The sequence below is a fragment of the Streptomyces sp. NPDC059743 genome (assembly GCF_042732975.1).
In the GTDB taxonomy this organism is placed as follows: domain Bacteria; phylum Actinomycetota; class Actinomycetes; order Streptomycetales; family Streptomycetaceae; genus Streptomyces.
The window spans coordinates 174,807-190,686 of sequence record NZ_JBHWGS010000006.1; the positions used below are offsets into that span (position 1 = coordinate 174,807).

Sequence of the window (15,880 nt, forward strand, 5' to 3'; positions counted from 1 at the left end):
GCACCCCGACGCAGTCCGGCACGGCCGGGCTGCGTCCTTCCGTATGAGCGGCGACAATCACCGGGTGGACGCGATGCCGACCTCCGCACACGACCCGTCCCGGGCGCCCTCCGGCGTGCCCGCCTTCCCGCCGCGACAGGCCCCGGGCCCGTTCGTACGGCGCTCGTTCGTACGGCGCGTTCTTCCGCCGCTCGGCGTCCTCGCCGGGATCGCCTCGGCCTGGACCTATGTCGGTCTGGTCGACCCGAATGAAACCGGCCACTACCCGGTCTGCCCGCTCTACTGGCTGACCGGGCTCTACTGCCCGGCCTGCGGCGGACTGCGCAGTGCCTACGCCGTCGCCCACGGCGATCCCGTCACCGCCCTCGGCGCCAATGCCCTCGCGGTCCTCGGCTACGCGGTTTTCGCCGTCGTGTGGACGGTCTGGGTGGTACGGGCCGGGAGAGGCATGCCGGTACGGATCACTCTCGGGCCTGTCTGGTGGTGGACGCTTGGCGCGGTGATCCTGGTCTTCACAGTCATCAGAAATCTGCCCTTCGGCTCGTCGCTCGCACCATGAATGCCCAGGCAGTGGCATGCTCGGCCAACCGGATGCGAAGCCTTCGGTCACTTCCGGATAGCATCGATATGGCTGATCCTGATCCCATTACCGGACCAGTACCGGCCCAGACCGATCCAGACCCGTCCAGGAAAGGGGGCCCCTCGCGTGAGTGTGCTCGACGAGATCATCGAAGGCGTCCGCGCCGACCTCGCAGAGCGGCAGGCGCGCGTCGGCCTCGATGAGCTGAAACAGCGCGCGGCCAGGGCACCCGAGGCCAAGGACGGAGTGGCCGCGCTGCGCGGCGAATCCGTCCAGGTGATCTGCGAGGTCAAGCGCTCCAGCCCGTCCAAGGGCGCGCTGGCCGCGATCGCGGATCCGGCGGGGCTCGCCGCCGATTACGAGGCGGGCGGCGCGGCCGTCATCTCCGTACTGACCGAGCAGCGGCGCTTCGGCGGCTCGCTGGCCGATCTGGAGGCCGTACGGGCCAAGGTCGACATCCCGGTCCTGCGCAAGGACTTCATCGTCACCTCCTACCAGCTCTGGGAGGCGCGTGCGTACGGCGCCGATCTGGTGCTGCTGATCGTCTCCGCACTCGACCAGCCGGCGCTGGTCTCGCTGATCGAGCGGGCTGAGTCGATCGGGCTCACACCGCTGGTCGAGGTGCATGACGAGGAGGAGGTCGAGCGGGCCGTGGACGCGGGCGCGCGGATCATCGGTGTCAACGCGCGCGATCTGAAGACACTGGCGGTCGACCGCGGCACCTTCGAGCGCGTCGCTCCCGAGATTCCGGCCGGCATCGTGAAGATCGCCGAATCCGGCGTGCGCGGACCGCACGATCTGATCGCGTACGCCAATGCCGGCGCCGACGCCGTACTGGTCGGTGAGTCGCTGGTGACCGGGCGTGACCCGAAGTCCGCGGTCGCCGACCTTGTCGCCGCGGGCGCCCACCCGGCGCTGCGGCACGGGAGGGACTGACTCGCTGTGAACGCCGTCGCCGTTCCCGTATCGCACACGCCGCACGCGGCGCTGGCGCGTGGCTGCCGCCCGCGTGGCTGCCGCGCGCCGGCGCGACGGGTGCACGGCCGGCGCGTGCGCTATGTGATCGGCGACGAGCCCGGCCAGGTCAACGGCATGCGATGGCGCGAGGCCGCGCGCTAGACGTGGCCGGACCAAGGGCGCGGTGACCGTACGTGGTACGTACGGTGCCGTGCCGCGGGCTGCCTCGCCTCGGCGCGAAACGGTGCTCTCTTTCCGTCTCCGTTGCCTCTGAGCTTCTGAGGAGTTCTCGCGTGTCATCCGAGTTCTTTGTTCCCGACCCCGACGGTCATGTCCCCAGCGCCGAGGGATACTTCGGCGCCTTCGGCGGCAAGTTCATCCCCGAGGCGCTCGTCGCCGCCGTCGACGAGGTCGCCGTCGAGTACGAGAAGGCCAAGGGCGATCCCGCCTTCGCCGCCGAGCTGAACGAACTGCTGGTCAACTACACCGGCCGGCCCAGCGCCCTGACCGAGGTGCCGCGCTTCGCCGAGCATGCCGGCGGTGTCCGGATGTTCCTCAAGCGCGAGGATCTCAACCACACCGGATCCCACAAGATCAACAATGTGCTCGGGCAGGCGCTGCTGACCAGGCGCATGGGCAAGACCCGTGTCATCGCCGAGACCGGCGCCGGACAGCACGGTGTCGCCACCGCCACCGCGTGCGCGCTGTTCGGGCTCGAATGCACCATCTACATGGGCGAGATCGACACCCGGCGCCAGGCCCTGAACGTCGCCAGGATGCGGATGCTCGGCGCCGAGGTCGTACCGGTCTCCTCCGGGAGCAGGACGCTCAAGGACGCCATCAACGAGGCGTTCCGCGACTGGGTCGCCAATGTGGACCGTACGCACTATCTCTTCGGCACGGTCGCCGGACCGCATCCCTTCCCCGCGATGGTGCGCGACTTCCACCGGATCATCGGAGTGGAGGCCAGACGGCAGATCCTGGAGCGCGCCGGACGGCTGCCCGACGCCGCCGTCGCGTGTGTGGGCGGCGGCTCCAACGCGATCGGGCTCTTCCACGCGTTCATCCCCGACGAGGGCGTACGGCTGGTGGGCTGCGAGCCCGCCGGGCACGGGATCGAGAGCGGCGAGCACGCCGCGACACTGACCGCGGGCGAGCCGGGCATCCTGCACGGCTCGCGGTCGTACGTACTCCAGGACGAGGAGGGCCAGATCACCGAGCCGTACTCGATCTCGGCCGGACTCGACTATCCGGGCATCGGCCCCGAGCACGCGTATCTCAAGGACAGCGGGCGCGGGGAGTACCGCGCGGTGACCGACGACGACGCGATGCGGGCGCTGCTGCTGCTGTCGCGCAGCGAGGGCATCATCCCGGCGATCGAGAGCGCGCACGCGCTCGCCGGCGCGCTGGAACTGGGCCGGGAGCTCGGGAAGGACGGGCTGATCGTCGTCAATCTCTCCGGGCGCGGTGACAAGGACATGGACACGGCCGCCCGCTACTTCGGGCTGTACGACGGGGAGAGCGCCAAGTGAGCGGGAACAGCGGAAACGGCGGACACAGCGGACACACCGGAAACATCGCGCTGCTGAGCGAGACGCTCGCGACGGCGAAGGCCGAGGACCGGGCCGCGCTGATCGCCTATCTGCCCGCCGGATTCCCGACCGTGGACGGCGGGATCGAGGCCGTGAAGGCGGTCCTCGACGGCGGTGCGGACGTGGTCGAGGTGGGACTGCCGCACAGCGACCCGGTGCTCGACGGGCCGGTCATCCAGACCGCCGACGACATCGCGCTGCGCGGCGGTGTGAAGATCGCCGATGTGATGCGTACGGTCCGTGAGGCGTACGAGGCGACCGGTAAGCCGGTCCTCGTGATGACGTACTGGAATCCGATCGACCGGTACGGAATCGAGCGCTTCACCGCCGAGCTGGCCGAGGCGGGCGGCGCCGGATGCATCCTGCCGGATCTGCCGGTGCAGGAGTCGGCGCTGTGGCGCGAGCACGCCGGGAAGCACGGGCTGGCGACGGTCTTCGTGGTGGCGCCGAGCAGCAAGGACGAGCGGCTCGCCAGGATCACCTCGGCGGGCAGCGGCTTCGTCTACGCGGCCTCGCTGATGGGAGTCACCGGTACGCGTGAGTCGGTGGGCCTGGAGGCCCGGGACCTGGTGCTGCGCACCCGGGCCACCACCGCGATGCCGGTGTGCGTCGGGCTCGGCGTGTCCAACGCGGAGCAGGCGGCCGAGGTCGCCGGCTTCGCGGACGGTGTCATCGTGGGCTCGGCCTTCGTGAAGCGGATGCTGGACGCGCCCGACGCGGCGGCCGGACTGGTGGCGGTACGGGAGCTGGCGGCCGAGCTGGCCGAGGGCGTTCGCAAGCGCTGACGGTTCATCTCACACGTACGGGTGGACCTGGGACCGGGGAGGTGCGCAGGCACCTTCCCGGTTCGTTGCTGTGGCGTGAGCGAGAAGAACCGTGAGGGAAAACGGACCGCGAGAGAGCGGCTCCAGCAGGCACGTGAAGCGGACAAGGTGCGGGAGAGGCGCAGGCGCACCGTGGTCATGTCCGTGGCGGTCGTCGGCGTGCTCGGCGCCGTCGGGGTGATCGGTGTGGTCGCCTCCGAGGTCGGCAAGGACAAGAGCGACAACGCGGCGGGATCGGTGAGCGCGCCGTCCGGCGTCAAGGGCACGGACGATCTGGCGATCCCGGTCGGAGCACCGGACGCGCCGTCCACGCTCACGGTGTGGGAGGACTTCCGCTGTCCGGCGTGCGCCCAGTTCGAGAACGCCTTCCGGGACACGATCCATGAGCTGGAGAGAGCCGGGCAGCTCAAGGTCGAGTATCACCTCGCCACGATCATCGACGGCAACATGGGCGGCAGCGGCTCGCTGCACGCGGCCAATGCCGCGGCGTGCGCCCAGGACGCCGGCAAGTTCTCGCCGTACCACGACGTGCTGTATCAGCATCAGCCGCCGGAGACGAACGACGCCTTCGCCAAGAACAGCCATCTGCTGGATCTGGCGGGCAAGGTCGAAGGGCTGAAGTCGGCGCCGGGATTCCGCCAGTGCGTGGACGGGGGCAAGCACGACGACTGGGTGAAGAAATCCGCGGAGAAGTTCAGGACGGGCGGTTTCTCCGGGACGCCGACGGTGCTGCTCAACGGGGAGCCGGTGTTCCCGAAGAAGGGCAGCGAGAACCTCACTCCGGACAATCTGAAGAAGTGGGTCGCGGCGGCGAACAAGGGCAAGAAGCCGGGGATGCAGACGCCTTCGGCGCCTGCGTCGGCTTCGGATACGGGAGGAGCCTCGGGACCGGCTGCGGGACCGGGCGCGGACGCGGAACCGGGCGCCGGGTCCGGCGCGGGCTCAGGGGCCGACGTCCCGGGCGCCGGCCCGGCTCCCGCTTCGGCTCCGCCTTCCGGTCCGGTTTCGGCTCCCGCTTCGGGGCCCGCCGTATCCTCCGGCTCGGATCCCGCCACGGCCGTCGCTCCGTCCCCTGCCGTCTGACCTCGTTATCCAGAAGTTGCCGGGCGGGTTGCCTCAGATCCCGCCCGGCACTGTACGGTCGGTTCTGCCATGGACCTTGCCTACATTCCCAGCCCGTCGACCGGAGTGCTCCATCTCGGACCGCTTCCGCTGCGCGGCTATGCGTTCTGCATCATCATCGGTGTCTTCGTCGCCGTCTGGTACGGCGGCAAACGCTGGGTCGCCCGGGGCGGCAAACCCGGCACCGTGGCCGACATCGCCGTCTGGGCGGTGCCCTTCGGCCTGGTCGGCGGGCGGCTCTACCATGTGATCACCGACTATCAGCTGTACTTCAGCGACGGTGAGAACTGGGTCGACGCCTTCAAGATCTGGGAGGGCGGGCTCGGTATCTGGGGCGCGATCGCGCTGGGCGCGGTCGGCGCCTGGATCGGCTGCCGCCGCCGTGGGATCCCGCTGCCGGCGTACGCGGACGCCATCGCGCCCGGCATCGTCATCGCCCAGGCCATCGGGCGCTGGGGCAACTGGTTCAACCAGGAGCTGTACGGAAAGCCGACGGATCTGCCGTGGGCGCTGGAGATCTCCTCGGGCACGAACCGCGAGGCCGGTCTCTACCACCCGACGTTCCTGTACGAGTCGCTGTGGTGCCTGGCCGTCGCGCTGGTGATCGTCTGGGCCGACCGCCGCTTCAAGCTGGGACACGGGCGGGTGTTCGCCCTCTATGTCGCGGCGTACTGCGCGGGCCGCGCCTGGATCGAGTACATGCGGGTGGACGAGGCGCACCATATCCTCGGCGTCCGGCTGAACGTCTGGACGGCGGCCGTCGTCTTCGTCCTGGCGGTCGTCTACTTCCTGGTGTCGGCGCGGGTACGTCCCGGACGCGAGGAGATCGTGGAGCCGGAGCGCGAGGCGGCGACGCCGCCGAAGCCCACGGACGCGTCTGACGCGGACGCGGACGCCGCCGATTCCGCCGTGCCGGCTGAACCGGCCGACAAAACCTGACGCTCCGCCTCCCGGTGCCGGGGTCGGCGGTTCCGCCCTCAATCGCCGGACGGGCTTGATTTTCCGGCCTTCGGCCGAAGTACGGCGAGGAGCTGGCCCCTACCGAGCGGGCACCCGGCACCGGGGCGGGCCGTTCCGTCCTCAAACGCCGGACGGGCTGGATTTCGCGGCCGGAGTACGGCGAAGGGCTGGCCTCTACCGAGCGGGCACCCGGCGCCGGGGTTGGCCGTTCCGTCCTCAATCGCCGGACGGGCTGGGTTTCGCGGCCCGCAGGGGGCGTGCGGCGGGAGGGGGTCGGGGCCGTAGGAGGTGCGTGTCCGGACACTGAAGCGTGATTTGTGCCGCACGCGAAGCCCGCGCCCGACAGCCGGTCCGCACGCGGCGTACGGGGGTCCGGGGGTGTCCCCCGGGAAAACACAGCATGCCGTCCGGACATGTACCTCCGGAGGCCCCGGCCCCCGCACCACCCACCGCACCGGCCCCTCGCCGCCAGGCGCGTATGCGCGTCAGCCGCAGCGCGCACCCAGCGCCAGCGTTCTCCTCGCCGCCGCCACGATCGCCGCGTCGACAAAGCGGCCGTCGGGGAGGGCGTGCGCGCCCGCGTCGGTCGCCGCCGCCTCGATGATCTCCTCGGCCTCGGCGACCTCTCGCGGCGTGGGCAGATAGGCGTGTTCGATGACCGGGAGCTGGCGCGGATGGATGGCCGCGCGGCCCAGCAGGCCCAGGGCCCGGCCATGGCGGCAGGAGGCCGCCAGCCCGTCCAGGTCACGGACGTCCGGGAACACCGACTGGACCGGTGGCGACAGGCCCGCCGCGCGGGCCGCCACCACGGCCCGGCTGCGGGCCCAGTCCAGGCCGGAGTCCTCCCGTACCCCCAGATCGGCGCGGAGGTCCGCCTCACCAAGGGAGATGCCGCGTACCGCCGGATGCGCGCCCGCGACGGCGTAGGCGTTCTCCAGGGCCAGCGCCGATTCGAGCAGGGCGTACAGCGCGATGTCCGGAGCCCGTGCCGCGACGCGGTGGATGTCGGAGGCATGGGTCACCTTGGGGAGACGGAGCCCGGACAGTCCCGGCAGACCGACCAGCGACGGCAGGTCGTGCTCGTCGGCGATCCGGACATGGACCGGGACCGGATGCGGCGAGGACAGCAGGTCCGCGATGGCGTCGCGCGCGTACTCCTTGCGGTCGGGAGCCACCGCGTCCTCCAGGTCCATGATCACGACATCCGCACCGCAGGACAGCGCCTTCGCCATCACCTCCGGTCGGTCCCCGGGGACATACAGCCAGGTGAGCGGGATGGTCATAGCGCTCCGTCCGCCCGGAGCGCGCCGATCTCGGACGCGGTGAGGCCCAGCTCGGCCAGGACCGCGTCGGTGTCCGCGCCATGAGGCCGGCCCGCCCAGCGGATGGCGCCCGGCGTCTCGGAGAGCCGGAAGAGGACGTTCTGCATCCGCAGCGGGCCCAGCTCCGGATCGGGGACCTCGGTGACGCTGTCCAGCGCCCGGTACTGCGGATCGGCCATGACATCCCGGATGTCGTAGACGGGCGCGATCGCCGCCTCCGCCTCCTCGAACGCGGCCATCGCCTCGGCGCGCGTGTGCCGGGCGATCCAGCCGCCGACCGCCTCGTCCAGGACGTCCGCGTGCCGGGCCCGGCCGCTGCCGGTGGTGAACCACGGCTCGGCGATCAGCTCGGGCCTGCCCACCAGCCGCATCACGCGTTCCGCGACCGACTGCGCCGAGGTGGAGACCGCCAGCCAGGAGCCGTCGGCGGCGCGGTAGGTGTTGCGCGGCGCGTTGTTGGTGGAGCGGTTGCCGGTACGGGGCTGGACCAGGCCGAGCTGGTCGTACCAGAGCGGCTGCGGTCCCAGCACGGTCAGGATCGGCTCGATGATCGCCAGATCGACCACCTGGCCACGGCCGGTCAGCGCCCGGCCGCCGAGCGCGGTCATCACCGCGTACGCCGTGGCCAGCGCGGCGATGGAGTCGGCGAGACCGAAGGGCGGCAGCGTGGGCGGCCCGTCGGGCTCGCCCGTGACGGCCGCGAAGCCGCTCATCGCCTCGGCGAGGGTGCCGAATCCCGGGCGGCGGGCGTACGGGCCGAACTGGCCGAAGCCCGTCACCCGGGTCAGTACGAGCCGTGGATTGGCCAGGGAGAGCTCGGTCCAGCCGAGGCCCCATTTCTCCAGGGTGCCGGGCCGGAAGTTCTCGATGACCACATCCGCGTCGGCGGCGAGCCGCAGCAGGACGTCACGTCCGCCCGGAGTGGAGAGATCGAGCGTGATGGCGCGCTTGTTGCGGCCGAGCAGCTTCCACCACAGGCCCACACCGTCCTTGGCCGGGCCGTGGCCGCGCGAGGGATCGGGACGGATCGGGTGCTCGACCTTGATGACATCGGCGCCGAAGTCGCCGAGCAGCGTGGCGGCGAGCGGACCGGCGAAGAGCGTCGCGAGATCGAGCACCCGAAGGCCGGAGAGAGGAGCGGGCGCGGGGGCGTCGGTCGGGGCGTTCGGAGCGGTGGCTGACGTGGTCATTCAGGCCTCGATCTCGGTGCGGTACGGCATGGAGGTGGACGCTCCGTGGCGCTGGACGCAGAGCGCGGCGGCGGCCGAGGCCCAGTGCATCGCCTCGGGCATCGGACGGCCCTCGCCGAGCGCGACGGTGAGCGCGCCCACATAGGTGTCACCGGCGCCGGTGGTGTCCACGGCCTCGACCCTGGGCGCGGGCACGGCGACGGTGCCGGCGCCCCGGGCCGCGTACAGACTGCCCGCGGCACCGAGAGTGATCACGACCTCGGGGACCTGCCGGAGCAGGGCCTCCGCCGCGGCGTGGGCGTCGGCGATCCCGGTGAGCGTGGCCGCTTCGTGCTCGTTCGGGACCAGCAGATCGACCGCCGTGAGCAGTCCGGGCGGCAGAGGCTGCGCGGGAGCCGGCGTGAGGACGGTCCGTACGCCATGGCGGCGGGCCGCCTCGGCTCCGGCCAGTACGGCGGCGAGCGGCAGTTCGAGCTGGAGGAGCAGCGAGTCGGCGGCGGCGATGACGGTCTCGTCGCCGGGAACGAGATGGGTGACGGTGCCGTTCGCGCCGGGGATCACCACGATCGCGTTGCCGCCCTCGTCGTCGACGACGACATGGGCCGTGCCGGAAGGGCCCTCCACGGTGCGCAGCAGGTCCGTGTCGACGGCGGACGCGGCGAGCGTGTGCCGCAGCCGCTCGCCGTACTCGTCCTCACCGACCGCGCCGATCATCGCCACCTCGCCGCCCACGCGGGCGGCGGCGATCGCCTGGTTGGCGCCCTTGCCGCCGGGAATCGTACGGAACTCACGTCCCGTGACGGTCTCGCCGAGCTTCGGTGCGCGCGTGACGAACGCGACCAGATCCATATTGGTGCTGCCGAGGACCACGATGCCGGTCATGGGCGGAGCGCCTCCCTGTGGGTGAGTTCTGCGAGCGTGTCGAAGCCGATGCCGTCGAGACCGGCGACAGAGGTGGTCAGCCGGTTCTTGAGCGGGGCCGTCCACCGCTCGGGCAGCTCGGCCGGATGACCGGCGAGCAGCCCGGCGACGGAACCGGCCGTGGCGCCGTTCGAGTCGGTGTCCCAGCCGCCGGACACGGCACGGCAGATGGAGCCGCCGAAGTCGCCGTCGGCATGGGTGAGCGCCGCGGCGAGCAGGGCGGCGTTGGGCACGGCGTGGACCCAGTGGTAGTGGCCGTAGGCGGTGTGCAGCAGATCGACGACGGCCGCGAAGTCGGCCTGGGCGCGGGCGGATTCGATCCCGAAGCGTACGGCCTCGGCGAGCCGGGAGCCGGGCGGTACGACGGACAGTCCGGCCCGGAGGCAGGCGTGCACATCAGGTGGCCCGGCGGTACGGGCACCGGCCGCGCCGGTCCCGGTGTCGGTGGGCCCGGTCCCGGTGTCCGCGGGAGTGGCCGCGCTGGTCCTCGTGTCCGTGGGCCCGGCCGCGGCGGCGATGGTGGCCGCGACGAACATCGCGCTGTAGACGCCGTTCGCGGTGTGCGTGAGCGTCGCCTCCCGGTGCGCCTGCGCGGCGGCGGCCCCGGGATCGCCCGGATGTGTCCAGCCGTGCGGATCGGCCCGGATCGCCGCGCCGATCCACTCCCGGAACGGATTGCGGTACCGGGCGGTGTGCGGCGGCTCGATCCCGCAGAGCAGATTGCGGTACGCGACGCGCTCGGCGGTGAACGTACATCCGGCCGGCAGCTCGTCCAGCCAGAGCCGCGCGACGTCCGAGGTGGTGAAGTCCCGGCCGTGGCGCTGGAGCAGCAGCAGATTGAGCACGGAGTAGTTGAGATCGTCGTCCTCGGGCATCCCGTCGATGTTCTCGGCGAGCGAGGTCGGCGCGGAACGGCGGTTCCAGGGATACGCGTCGGCGAGATCCGGAGGCAGTCCCTCGGCGGTGAACCAGGTGTGCAGCGGCCAGTTTCCGGTGGCGCGCGCGATGGCCCGGATGCCACGGAGCGGCAGCTTCTCGACGGGCTTGCCCAGCAGACAGCCGGCCGCCCGGCCGAGCCAGGCGGCATGGAGCCGGGAGACGGTGAGGCTTACGGGGGCCCGCCCTGACGTCGGCAGGTCCGGCGGGACGGACGCGGTGGCACCGGACTGAGGGCGAGGCATGGTGTCCGCCGTCCGCGCACCGGCTGTACGGGAGTCGGGCGCCTCCCGCGCGTCCCGGGCGGCCGGCCAGTCGGGGCACGCCGATCTGATCGCGGCGAGGTCCGTCGGCTCGTACCGTTCCCGCGTCGACGGCAGCCGTGCCAGTTCGTCCAACAGTTCCTCGGCCAGGGCGCGCAGACGCGGGTCCGGAGGAGTCTGGGAGGCGCCCGCGCGAGGCGGGGCCGGGGCGCCGCCCGCCGTGTGCCAGCGGTGGGCGACGGCCGTCGCGTCGCGGCCGTCCTCCGAGGCCTGGCGCAGCTCATGACCGATCAGATCCTCGGGCTGCACCCAGGTGACGCGGAGGTCCGTCATCGCGCCGCCGCCGGCCGTGTCTCCGTACGCAGTGCCTCGCGCGGCGCGCCGTGCGGCGCCTCGTACGGGCCGCCGTCGGCCGCGTCGGCCGGCGCGTCGATCAGCCGGGCGTCCGTCATCCGCGCGAACGCGCTCTCGTGCGCGCGCCGCCGTTCCGTGTCGCGCGTGAAGACCTCGTACGCCACCTCCGTCAGCACCCGCGCCGGAGCGTGCAGATCGAGCCGGCTCGCGTCGGCCACGCGCCTCGCCCAGTCCGCAGGGACGGCGGACTCGCCGCCCAGCGCTCCGGCGAGCGCTCCGCTCATGGTGGCGATCGAGTCGCAGTCCCGTCCGTAGTTGACCGAGCCCAGCACCGTACGGTGGTAGTCGCCGCCGCCGATCAGCAACATCCCGAGCGCGATGGGAAGTTCCTCGATGGAGTGCACCCGGGACGGGCGGCGGGCGCCCAGCGCCGGGCTGCGGTAGTGCGGGCCGACCGTGTCGAAGGGCGCGACGGCCTCGCGCAGTCCGCGCAGCGCGGACTCCGTGTCGCGGTGCCGCGAGGCGACATCGCGTACCGCCCGGATCGCGGCGCGCGTGCCGTCCTTCGCGAGTGCGAGACAGGTGTCCACGACGGTCGCGGGCGTGGCGTCCGGGAGACACGCGGCGGCGACCGCGGCGGCGAACACGCCCGCCGCCTCCCGCCCGTACGAGGACTGGTGCGCGCCCGCGACATCGATCGCCTCGGCGTACGCGGCGGCCGGATGCGCCGCGTTGACCAGTCCCACCGGTGCCATGTACATCGCCGCGCCGCAGTTGACGATGTTCCCGGTGCCCGCCTCGCGCGGATCGACATGCCCGTAGTGCAGCCGGGCGACCATCCACTTCTCGGCGAGGAAGATCCGCTGGAGGAGCGGCGCCTCGGTCTCCAGCTCGGGGATCCAGCGAGGAGTGGCCATCAGATCGGGAACGAGATGGTCGGCGACCGCGTACGCGTCGAGATGGTCGCGTACGGTCTCGTACACGCGGATCAGCGCATGGGTCATCAGGGTGTCGTCGGTGACATGGCCGTCGCCCTTGTGGTACGGCGCGATGGGACGGGCGGTGCGCCAGTTCTCGTTCCAGGGACCGACGATGCCGGAGACCCGGCCGCCGTGGCGTTCGACGATCTGTTCGGGGGAGTAGCCCTCGACCGGACCGCCGAGCGCGTCACCGACCGCCGCTCCGATCAGACAGCCGGTGATCCGGTCGGCGAGGGTGCGTGTCGCCGTGTGCGTACTCGTCGTGCGCGTGCCGGTTGCGGTGGCGGCCGGTTTCGGGGCCGGTTTCGGGGGAGTGCTCAGCGTCGTCATGCCGGAATTGTCCACCCGGAGCGGTCAGTTCCGTGGCTGTCAGCAGCCCGGCGAGTTCCACCAGATCGGTTCTGGCGAGCCTGGGCAGGGCGCAGCCCGCGAGGGTGCGGCAGGCGTCCCGCCAGGTGGCGGGTACGGAGTCGCCGCCGCCGAGCGCGCCGGTCAGCGCGCCGGCGAGCGCGGGAGCGGAGTCGGCGACCCGGGAGAGACAGGCGGCGGCCGGCACCGCGCCGCTGACCTCGCCACGGGCGGCGAGCGTGAGGGCGAGGGCGACGGGAACGGTCTCGGCGGCGGCGATGCCGTAGCTGTAGACATGGTCCACGATCTGATGCTCCAGCAGCGGCACGAGCGCGAAGGCACCGGCCGGCTCGCCGGTGAAGTCCCGGGCCAGCTTGAGGGCATGACGGGCGTTCCGGCCGATCTCCGTGGTGCCGGGCAGCTGGGCGAGGGCGGCGTCGACGGCCGTCTCGGCGTCCGCGCCGCCGAGCGCGCCCGCGACGGCGGCGGCCATGGCGCGGGCGCCGTGCACTCCGTCCCCGTCCTGGGTGTACCGGGCGTCGAACTCGGCGAGTTCGGCGGCGGCGGACGGATCGCCGGGATGGACGACGGCGAGTACGGCGGCCCTTACGCAGGCCGCGTCGTCGAAGAAGTGCGGATTGTCATGGCCGGTGGCGGGCGGGCGCAGCCCGGTGGCGAGATTGCCGAGGCCCGCGCGTACGGAGATCCGGGCCCGTAGCGGCGGTACGGCGGACTCGACCTCGGGCGCGCGGTTGGCGGCGGCGGCGATCTCACTGGCGAGGGAGTTCCAGGAGAGGGCGATCGCGGCGCGCATCCGGCGGCCGGCGCCGAGACCGTGGAAGTGGTCGCCGGCGGCGGTGAGTACGGACTCGGCGGTGAAGGCGGCCCATTCGGCGTCGTCGGAAGGGCCGAGCCGGAGCGGCTCGGGAGGCTGGTTGAGGGCGATGGGAACGGGCAGGGTGGTGGTCGCGTTCTGCTCGGCGAAGGTGTCCAGTTCACGGGTGAGGCGACGCGTCCACTCGGGCATCCGGGCGGCCCGGTGCCGGGCGGCGGGCCACCCGGCGGCGTCCCCGGCGGCCAGCCCGAGCAGCAGCCCTTCGATCCGCCGCAGCGGGTCGCGCGGCTCGGCGCAGTCTGCGCTGGGCAGAGCAGCCCCGTCCGTACCGGCCCGTACCGGCGAGGTGCCGTCGGCCGCCCGGGTCATGGAGTCACCTCGTCCTCGTCGGGCGTCAGCAGGTCCGCGATGTCCAGGACGTGGTAGCCGCGCATCGAGGGCAGACAGCTCCCCCGCGCGGGCCCGATGACCGAGGACCATTCCGGTGGAATCGCGCGGGCGCCCGACACCGCTCCGGCCAGGGCGCCCGCCACCGCCGCCGTGGTGTCCGCGTCACGGCCCATGTTGACGGCGGTCAGCACCGACAGCCGGAAGTCGCCGCGGGCCGCGGCGAACGCGCCGAAGGCCAGGCCCACCGCCTCCGGGGCCAGATCGGTCCAGGGATAGCCGCCGATGACCACCGAGGAGCGGATCGCGCGCTCCAGCGCGAGCGTGTCCGGGTACGCGCGCCGCGCGGCGACGACTCCCCGGCGCAGAGTACGGGCCGTCCAGGAGTCCATGGGGACGACGGAGAGCGCCGCCGCGATCACCGAGTCCGGTCCGGCGCCGGTCATCGCGGCGGCGACACCGGCCGCCACCGCACGCCCGCCGTAGATGCCCTCGCCTTCGTGGCTGACACTGCCGTCGACGGCGACCAGCCGCGCCGCCTCGCGCGGGCGGCCCGCCGCGAAGACTCCGAAGGGCGCCGCGCGCATCGCGAGACCGTCGCTCCAGGCGTGCCGGTGCTGGGCCGTGATCGGCGCCGCGAGTCCGCGCCGCAGGTTCTCCAGCGTGCCGCGCTCACTGAAGCCCGCACCGCGGAACGGGCCCTCGTCCAGATCGGCGAGCCAGTGGTGCCAGGCCTTCTCGACATGGGCGACGGTCAGCGCCGAGCCGTGTCTGGCCAGCAGCAGCCCGGAGAAGATGGCGTACTCCGTGTCGTCCGTACCCGCCGGATTGTCGGACACGAAGCCCTCGATACGGCCCCAGCGGCGGCGGATCTCGGAGGGCCGCATGTTCTCCGCCGGAGCGCCGAGCGCGTCACCGACGGCGAGTCCCAGCAGCGCGCCACGGGCCCGGTCGCGGAGTACGGCGAGCTCGTCGCGCCCGTCGGCGGCGGGAGAGGCGGCAGGAACGGCGGCGGGGGATGCGACGGAAGAGGCGGCGTCAGGGACAGCGGCGGCAGAGGCGGCGGGATCGCACGCGGTGGACTCCATCATGTGGCCCTTTCGCGCGAGCCTGTGCGGTGTTCCTGGATCTGTGTTCCTGGATCTGTGCCACGCCGGGCGCCCGAGGAGTCCGGCAAACGCCGCTGTCACCCGGGTGACACGGGCGGCGCTCTTCCGTTCCGATGGCCTGTCATGCCTGGTAAGTACGGCCTTCCTTGCTGGCGGGAGCGCTTTTTCGTGCGTACTTTCGAAGCGTCGGGAGATCGGGACCGGTCCGCGTGAGGGCCCGGATCCGCCTCCGGGAAGGGGAGAACCATGTCCATCATCGAGACCGAGGCCACGCTCCACGAGGCGCACCGTGACAACCACACGCACCGCGATGTGAACGGCGGCTGGCTGCGTCCCGCGGTCTTCGGCGCGATGGACGGGCTGGTCTCGAACCTGGCGCTGATGACCGGTGTCGCCGGTGGCGCGGTCTCCCAGCAGACGATCGTGATCACCGGGCTCGCGGGCCTCGCGGCCGGTGCCTTCTCCATGGCCGCGGGCGAGTACACCTCGGTGGCCTCCCAGCGTGAGCTGGTCCAGGCGGAGCTGGACGTGGAGCGCGGGGAGCTGCGCAGGCATCCCGCGGACGAGATGGAGGAGCTGGCCGCGCTGTACGAGTCGCGAGGCGTGGAGCCCGCGCTCGCGCGCGAGGTGGCCCGTCAGCTCTCGACGGATCCGGAACAGGCGCTGGAGATACACGCGCGCGAGGAGCTGGGGATCGATCCGGACGATCTGCCCTCGCCGACGGTCGCCGCGGTGTCGTCGTTCGGCTCGTTCGCGCTGGGCGCGCTGCTGCCCGTACTGCCGTATCTGCTCGGTGCCACGGCGCTGTGGCCCGCGGTGGCGCTGGCGCTGAGCGGGCTGTTCGCCTGCGGCGCGCTGGTGGCCCGGGTGACCGCGCGGAGCTGGTGGTACAGCGGGTTGCGGCAGCTCGTCCTGGGCGGCACGGCCGCGGCGCTCACCTATGGCCTCGGTGCTCTGTTCGGCGCGGCGGTCTGACCTCGGTCCGACCTTTCCGCCGCCCGGCCTCTGGGATCGCCTGACCTCCGAGACCCGCCCGATCTCTGGTACCCGTCCGACCTCTGAGACCCTTGTCGTATGGGCGGCCCTGTCGCCCGTACGCCATGTCTCCGTAACACCGTGAGTACCGGGAATTCGCACGCGTCCCCGGACGGCCCGCACGCCCTGCCTCCGGCCTTGCGGTACGGGCACAAAACCCCCACC

14 protein-coding genes and 1 pseudogene are annotated in these 15,880 nt (G+C 72.3%); 8 read left to right on the forward strand and 7 right to left on the reverse strand.

The window, feature by feature from the left end; genetic code table 11:
* Positions 1 to 43: 43 nt before the first annotated feature.
* From ACFV6H_RS13375 to lgt, 7 genes and pseudogenes are all read left to right on the forward strand, one after another.
* Positions 44 to 559 carry a DUF2752 domain-containing protein gene (locus tag ACFV6H_RS13375; protein ID WP_385541254.1) on the forward strand — a complete coding sequence of 172 codons (516 nt, stop codon included), beginning with the start codon at positions 44 to 46 and terminating at the stop codon, positions 557 to 559.
* 147 nt (positions 560 to 706) lie between these two features.
* Positions 707 to 1,516 carry an indole-3-glycerol phosphate synthase TrpC gene (trpC, locus tag ACFV6H_RS13380; RefSeq protein ID WP_093603684.1) on the forward strand — a complete coding sequence of 270 codons (810 nt, stop codon included), beginning with the start codon at positions 707 to 709 and terminating at the stop codon, positions 1,514 to 1,516.
* Positions 1,517 to 1,522: 6 nt separating this feature from the next.
* Positions 1,523 to 1,699: a tryptophan biosynthesis modulator TrpM gene (gene trpM / locus ACFV6H_RS13385; protein ID WP_385541256.1), complete on the forward strand. Its 177-nt coding sequence runs from the start codon at positions 1,523 to 1,525 to the stop codon at positions 1,697 to 1,699.
* Positions 1,700 to 1,830: 131 nt separating this feature from the next.
* A complete protein-coding gene (trpB, locus tag ACFV6H_RS13390) occupies positions 1,831 to 3,069 on the forward strand; it encodes a tryptophan synthase subunit beta (RefSeq protein ID WP_384786079.1) in 1,239 nt (412 codons plus the stop codon).
* Positions 3,066 to 3,914 (forward strand): tryptophan synthase subunit alpha, encoded by an 849-nt coding sequence (trpA, locus tag ACFV6H_RS13395; protein WP_385541258.1) that lies wholly within the window; start codon positions 3,066 to 3,068, stop codon positions 3,912 to 3,914. The genes trpB and trpA overlap by 4 nt, the downstream gene beginning before the upstream one ends.
* 75 nt (positions 3,915 to 3,989) lie before the next feature.
* A pseudogene (locus ACFV6H_RS13400) lies at positions 3,990 to 4,814 on the forward strand (thioredoxin domain-containing protein); the annotation flags it as partial.
* Positions 4,815 to 5,105: 291 nt separating this feature from the next.
* Positions 5,106 to 6,014, forward strand: a complete 909-nt coding sequence (lgt, locus tag ACFV6H_RS13405; RefSeq protein ID WP_385541260.1) for a prolipoprotein diacylglyceryl transferase — start codon at positions 5,106 to 5,108, stop codon at positions 6,012 to 6,014.
* A 506-nt stretch (positions 6,015 to 6,520) separates the two neighbouring features.
* Here the strand turns inward: lgt and ACFV6H_RS13410 are convergent.
* Genes ACFV6H_RS13410 through ACFV6H_RS13440 form a run of 7 tightly spaced genes read right to left on the reverse strand, consistent with a single transcriptional unit; the run spans position 6,521 to position 14,659 of the window.
* Entirely contained in the window at positions 6,521 to 7,318 is a 798-nt protein-coding gene (locus ACFV6H_RS13410; RefSeq protein WP_385541262.1) for an HpcH/HpaI aldolase/citrate lyase family protein, read from the reverse strand.
* On the reverse strand, positions 7,315 to 8,547 hold the full coding sequence (locus tag ACFV6H_RS13415; protein WP_385541264.1) for a CaiB/BaiF CoA transferase family protein: 1,233 nt from the start codon (positions 8,545 to 8,547) through the stop codon (positions 7,315 to 7,317). The genes ACFV6H_RS13410 and ACFV6H_RS13415 overlap by 4 nt, the downstream gene beginning before the upstream one ends.
* Positions 8,548 to 9,429 (reverse strand): ribokinase, encoded by an 882-nt coding sequence (gene rbsK, locus ACFV6H_RS13420; RefSeq protein ID WP_385541266.1) that lies wholly within the window; start codon positions 9,427 to 9,429, stop codon positions 8,548 to 8,550.
* Positions 9,426 to 11,000, reverse strand: a complete 1,575-nt coding sequence (locus ACFV6H_RS13425; RefSeq protein WP_385541268.1) for an ADP-ribosylglycohydrolase family protein — start codon at positions 10,998 to 11,000, stop codon at positions 9,426 to 9,428. The genes rbsK and ACFV6H_RS13425 overlap by 4 nt, the downstream gene beginning before the upstream one ends.
* Complete coding sequence (locus ACFV6H_RS13430; RefSeq protein ID WP_385541610.1) at positions 10,997 to 12,223, reverse strand: ADP-ribosylglycohydrolase family protein; 1,227 nt, start codon at positions 12,221 to 12,223, stop codon at positions 10,997 to 10,999. The genes ACFV6H_RS13425 and ACFV6H_RS13430 overlap by 4 nt, the downstream gene beginning before the upstream one ends.
* On the reverse strand, positions 12,189 to 13,553 hold the full coding sequence (locus tag ACFV6H_RS13435) for an ADP-ribosylglycohydrolase family protein (RefSeq protein WP_385541270.1): 1,365 nt from the start codon (positions 13,551 to 13,553) through the stop codon (positions 12,189 to 12,191). The genes ACFV6H_RS13430 and ACFV6H_RS13435 overlap by 35 nt, the downstream gene beginning before the upstream one ends.
* Positions 13,550 to 14,659, reverse strand: a complete 1,110-nt coding sequence (locus ACFV6H_RS13440) for an ADP-ribosylglycohydrolase family protein (RefSeq protein WP_385541612.1) — start codon at positions 14,657 to 14,659, stop codon at positions 13,550 to 13,552. The genes ACFV6H_RS13435 and ACFV6H_RS13440 overlap by 4 nt, the downstream gene beginning before the upstream one ends.
* Positions 14,660 to 14,926: 267 nt before the next feature.
* Between ACFV6H_RS13440 and ACFV6H_RS13445 the strand changes: the two genes are divergently transcribed.
* Positions 14,927 to 15,655 (forward strand): VIT1/CCC1 transporter family protein, encoded by a 729-nt coding sequence (locus ACFV6H_RS13445; RefSeq protein WP_093599199.1) that lies wholly within the window; start codon positions 14,927 to 14,929, stop codon positions 15,653 to 15,655.
* The last annotated feature ends 225 nt before the right edge of the window (positions 15,656 to 15,880 follow it).